The following is a 5,664-nucleotide window of genomic DNA, read 5'->3' on the forward strand; positions in this document are numbered from 1 at the left end:
CTGGCTGAATTCCCCCAGCCTCGGGTCCTATAACCATTACGTGCTGGCGGGGACCGCGGGACTCGACTGGGAACCCATCAAGGACCTCCACTTCAAGCCATTTGCGGGGTATACGCTGACGCAGGACCAGAATAAGTCTTATGTGGCGGATATCCAGTTTTATACGCCGACGGGGACGGCTGGGTTGTACCAGGGGCCCAACAACGTGACCGACCTGTATGACAATACCACCTATATCACGCTCCAGGCGACCCTGGACTATATGAAGCGTTTTGGCGGGCATACGTTCAAATTGCTTGGCGGTTATTCGCAGGAGTACACCAAGTACTACCAATTGCAGGGTTACCGGCAGAGCTTCCTGAACAACGACCTGTCCGACCTGAACGCGGCGTCCACGACCGGCGAGACCTCCAACGGGTATTCGAACGAGCTCGCGCTGCAGTCGTTCTTCGGACGCTTCAACTACGACTATGAAGGCCGCTACCTGTTCGAGGCAAACTTGCGGTATGACGGGTCGTCGCGTTTTGACACCGCGAGCCGTTTCGGGACCTTCCCTTCGCTGTCCGCGGGCTGGCGGATCTCACAGGAAAAATTCTTTTATGCGCTGCGTCCCGTGGTGTCCGAGCTAAAGCTCCGCGGCTCCTGGGGCAAGCTGGGGAACCAGAACATCGTCGGCAGCAATTCGGATAACACCTATTATCCCTATATCACCACGGTGGCGGCCGGTCAAAACTATGTTTTCGGCGGACCCAACCCCGCTTTTGCCAACGGCGTGGCGCCCGTCAACGGCGTCAACACCGCGCTCACCTGGGAGACCACCACCGAGACCGACCTTGGGCTGGACGCCGCTTTCCTGCAGGGGGCGCTCACGTTCACCGCGGACTATTTCATCAAGAAAACGTCGAACATCCTGTTGTCGATACCGGTGTCGGCGCCTTACGGGCTGACGGCGCCGTCACAGAACGCGGGCGCGGTGCAGAATAAGGGGTGGGAGTTCAACGCGGACTACCATGGTCATTCGGGCGCGTTCACCTACAACGTAGGCGGCAACGCGGCCTTTATCCAAAACAAGGTCACCAGCCTCGGCGCCGCCGGCTCGAGCATCAGCGGTGTAACGATCCGCCAGGTCGGGTTACCCATCAACTCCTTCTGGGGCTACGAGGCGCAGGGCCTGTTCCAGAACGCGCAGCAGGTCACGGCGCACGCCACGCAGAACCCGAACACGGGACCCGGCGATATCGTCTACAAGGACCTCAACAACGACGGCAAGGTCGACCAGACCAACGACCGTACCTACCTCGGTACCTACTTCCCCAAGGTTACCTTTGGCCTCAACCTGGGCGCCGGCTGGAAGGGTATCGACGTAACGGCCTTTTTCCAGGGCGCGGCGGGCGTGAAGGGCTATGCGGAGGGCATTGCCCTCGGCCAGGTGGGTACCTCGGTGGGCAAGCCCACGAGCGCGATGCTGGATTCGTGGACGACGTCGAACCCCGGCGCCAAGTTCCCCCGGTTGCTGACGACCAGCTACCTCCAGAACGACCCGGGTACCAACCCGTCCTCGTACTGGGTGCGGAACGCGGACTACGTGCGGCTCAAAAACCTCCAGGTAGGGTATACGCTGCCGTTTTCGATCGCGCGCCGGATCGGGGCACAGCGCATCCGGTTTTACTACAGCGCGCAGAACCTCTGGACGCTCTCGGCTTTCTACAAATGGATCGATCCCGAGGCGCCCGCAGGTACCGCTGGGTATGATTACCCGCAGGTCAAGACGACTACGTTTGGGTTGAATGTGACATTTTAATTACCGGGCGTCGCTTTGGCGTCCCCACAATTTTTAGCTATGAGCAATCGAATCATATTCTGCGTAGCGCTGGGTCTGATCGCGCTATCGGCGTGTAAGAAGAACTTCCTCGACCGGCAGCCGAGCGACTCGCTCAGCAACAGCAGCCTCTTCACCGACTCCAGCGACGTGATCGCCGCCCTCAACGGGTGCTACTCCGGCTGGAACAACCCCATTTCCGGGCTCCAGGGATGGGCCGACGGGTACAACGTGATCTATATGGACGGCGCTTCGGACAACGTCTATAGCCAGTATCCCTGGGAAGGCTTCCAATCCTACGGCAACGGCTCGGCCACGCCGGGGGGTGTTTCGCCCAACGGGAACGGGGACAACCTCTATAATTATGTGACCATCCAAAAGTGCAACTGGTTCCTGGGGAATGTCACGAAGGCGCCGATCAGCGCGTCGTTGCTGGCCCGGACACAGGGGGAAGCCCGGTTTATCCGCGCCTACCAGTATTTTATGATGTCGCAGCTGTACGGAGGCGTGCCCCTAGTTACGTCATCGCTGACGCCCTCGCAGGCTGACGCGGTTCAGCGCACCACCAAGGATTCGGTGACGCAGTTCGTTATCTCGGAACTCGCCGCCATTGCACCCTCCCTGCCGGTTTCCTATTCCGGCGGCGCGGGCTCGGAGACCGGCCGGATCACGCGCGGCGCGGCGCTGGCGTTGAAAGCCCGTATCGAATTGTACAACGCGGATTATACCAATTGTATCGCCGACTGCGCGCAGGTGATGCAGCTGGGATACGCCCTGTACCCGAGCTATACCGACCTGTTCCGCGAGAAGTTCGCGCACAACAGCGAAGTGATCCTCGACGTGGAGTACATCGGCAATACCAGCACCTCCAACACCAACTGGGCGGTGGGCGTGATGCCCTCGTTCACCTATGGCGGCTGGTCTTCGCTCGACCCGCTTCAATCGCTGGTGGATGCGTATGAGACGACCGGCGGCAAAACCATCGACGATCCAACGTCGGGGTATGATCCCAACAATCCGTTCGCCAACCGCGACCCGCGCCTGGCGGCGTCCATCGTTTATCCCGGGGAGCAGTATCCCTACGCAGACGGCACGCCGAACTACTACGACCCGCTCGACGCCTCGTCCAGCGACTTTTACCAGTCGGGGAACAACACGTCCGTGACGGGTTACCTAGAGAAGAAATTCACCGCGGTGCTCGCGGATTACAACGCGGACAACGGGATCTTTTCCACGGGGCTCAGCATGATCCTGATCCGCTACGCGGAGGTGCTGCTCATGGACGCCGAGGCGAAGATCGAGGCGGGTCAGATCGACGCCAGCGTATACGCCGACATCAACGCGGTGCGTCAGCGCGCGGGGATGCCGGTGGTCGACCAGTCCGTCTATAACAGCCAATCCACCCTGCGGACGCTGGTCCGCCGCGAGCGCCGCGTGGAGCTGGCGCTCGAGGGGCTGCGGTGGTTCGACATCCAGCGCTGGCAGATCGGGCCCCAGGTAATGTCGGGCCCCGTGACGGGCGCGCGGCTGGGGTCCGTCGATCCGTCGACCGGCGTGGTTACATATACGGGTGGGAATATACCCGTCGAGACGCGGTTGTTCGACGCTTCAAAGAATTATTTGTGGCCGATACCGCAGTCGGAAATCGATATTAATAAGCAGCTCAAGCAAAATCCCGGATACTAATGCAGTGGTTTCGGATTTTCATAACCGGGGCCGGCCTTGCGCTGGCCCTCGGTTTTTCGCCCGTGCGGGCGCAACGGACGGCGTCTCCCGGGCGTGGCGCGGGGCGCGTCGAAGTCTCCTTCGATCGCGGGTGGGAGCGATTTGCGATCGACTCGCCCAATATTGCCGCCGGGGCAGGGCGCGTGCGGCAGGGGACGTCGTTTACGGGGCAGTTCACGGATGAGCACGTCTCCGCCGGGGGCGGGTCTTCCCTGGCGGCCCCGGGAAGCGACGAGGTCGGGGCCGCGGTGCGCGGTTTCGACCGTGAGTATCCGCTGATCCGATCGCTGATGTGGACGCCGGTCACGCTGCCGGCGCCGGCGCGCGACGAGTCGGAGCTCAACCCGGGGCCGCGGCAGTTCGTGGGGATTTGTTATTACCGGAAGCGCTTTAGCGTGCCCCCTGACGGGCGAACCTATTCCCTGCGGTTCGATGCCGCCATGCAGGTCGCGTCGGTGTGGGTCAATGGGCGGTTCGTGCTCCAGCACCAGGGTGGGTACCTGCCGTTTACCGTGCCGCTGCATCCTGGCGACAGCACTATTCTGGTCCGCGTCGACAACCGGAACAACAACCAGACGCCGCCGGGGAAGCCGCTCGAGCGGTTAGGGTTTTTATATTGGAGCGGGATCTACAGGAACGTGTGGCTCGTGGGGTTGCCTGCGCGGCACATCGACGACGTGTTTGTCCGGTACGAGGACGTTTCGTCGTCTTCGGCGACGGTCGTCGTGCGGACGTCGGCGTCGGCCGGGCTCGTGCGGCAGGTGCTGGAGGGGCGGGTGATGGCCCCGGGCGAGGCTCTGGATTCTGGCGGTGCGCGGGATTCGGTTTTGCAACGCTTTACCGTGGCGCAACCGCGTCTTTGGTCGCCGGAGGACCCGCATTTGTATGTGCTGCGTACGCAGTTGCTGGTGGGTGGGCGCGTCGTGGACGAGGTGGTGACGCGCATCGGTATCCGGTCGCTCCGGTTCACGCGGACCGAAGGCTTTTTGCTCAACGGCAAGCCGTATCGCATCGTCGGCACCAACCGGCACCAGGACCACCCGTATATCGGGAACGCAGTGTCCGCTGCCGAAAGCTACCGCGACCTCAAACGCATCAAGGACGCGGGGATGAACTTCGTCCGGCTGGCGCATTATCCGCAGGACCCGTCGGTTTACGACGCTTGCGATTCGCTCGGCCTGATGGTCGCTGACGCGATCCCCGGGTGGCAGTTCTTCAATAACGGACCCCGTTTTCGCGCACGCGTTTACCGTGACATCCGCGAGACCGTCCGGCGGGACCGGAACCATCCGTGTGTCGTCATGTGGGAGATGAGCCTCAACGAAAGCTACCCGCCGGATTCCTTCCGCATCGCTTCCGCGCGCGTGGCGCACGAGGAGTACCCGGGGGACCAGTTCTTTACGGCGGGGGATACCTATGGCGCGAAAAATACCGCCTGGGACGTGCCCTACAACAGCTGGGAAGACCCGTTCGGCCGGCCGCAGGACGTGCAGCCGTTGCAGCCGGGTTTTGTAAGAGAATACGGGCATTATGAGTTCGGAGGCGAACAGTCGACGACAAATTCGTCCCGTATGTCCGAAGCCTCTTTGCTGCACAATGCCTGGAACATCCAGTGGGAGCACAACCTGCTGCGCGGGCCGTTGTACTATCCGTGGACCATAGGCGACGCCAACTGGGCTTTTTACGACGGGTTCGAAGCGCCTACGCGCGGGACGACGGATTGGGGGGTGATGGATGTGTTCCGGTTGCCGAAGTTCAGCTATTACTTCTTTCAGAGTCAGCGGGACGCCTTTACACGCCGGGGTTCGGCGCCGGTGGTGTTTATCGCGAACTGGTGGACGCCGTTTGACACGTCGGGGAAGGTCGTGGTATACAGCAACGCTGATTCGGTGTCGTTGCTCGTAAACGGTTTGCGCGTAGCCACGCGGCGGCCGGATGACGGCCCGGATTCCCCCTATGGCGACTGGGACCACGGCGGGAACCCGTTCGACGGCGGCAACGGCCGGCACCTGGACCACCCGCCGTTCACCTTTACCGATGTGGCGTTTACACCCGGTTCGCTTCGGGCCGTGGGTTATTTTCACGGGGATACGGTTTCCTTCGTCCGGCATACGCCGGGA

3 protein-coding genes are annotated in these 5,664 nt (G+C 61.8%); all 3 read left to right on the forward strand.

The window, feature by feature from the left end:
* On the forward strand, positions 1–1,801 hold a 1,801-nt coding region (locus VL547_RS22475; protein ID WP_325582207.1), incomplete at its 5' end, for a SusC/RagA family TonB-linked outer membrane protein.
* Between the two features lie 39 nt (positions 1,802–1,840).
* Positions 1,841–3,505 carry a RagB/SusD family nutrient uptake outer membrane protein gene (locus tag VL547_RS22480; RefSeq protein ID WP_325582212.1) on the forward strand — a complete coding sequence of 555 codons (1,665 nt, stop codon included), beginning with the start codon at positions 1,841–1,843 and terminating at the stop codon, positions 3,503–3,505.
* Positions 3,505–5,664, forward strand: a 2,160-nt coding sequence (locus VL547_RS22485; protein WP_325582214.1) for a glycoside hydrolase family 2 protein, incomplete at its 3' end; no start/stop codon positions are given. The genes VL547_RS22480 and VL547_RS22485, both read left to right, overlap by 1 nt.

This window comes from Dinghuibacter sp., assembly GCF_035492835.1.
GTDB lineage: Bacteria > Bacteroidota > Bacteroidia > Chitinophagales > Chitinophagaceae > Dinghuibacter.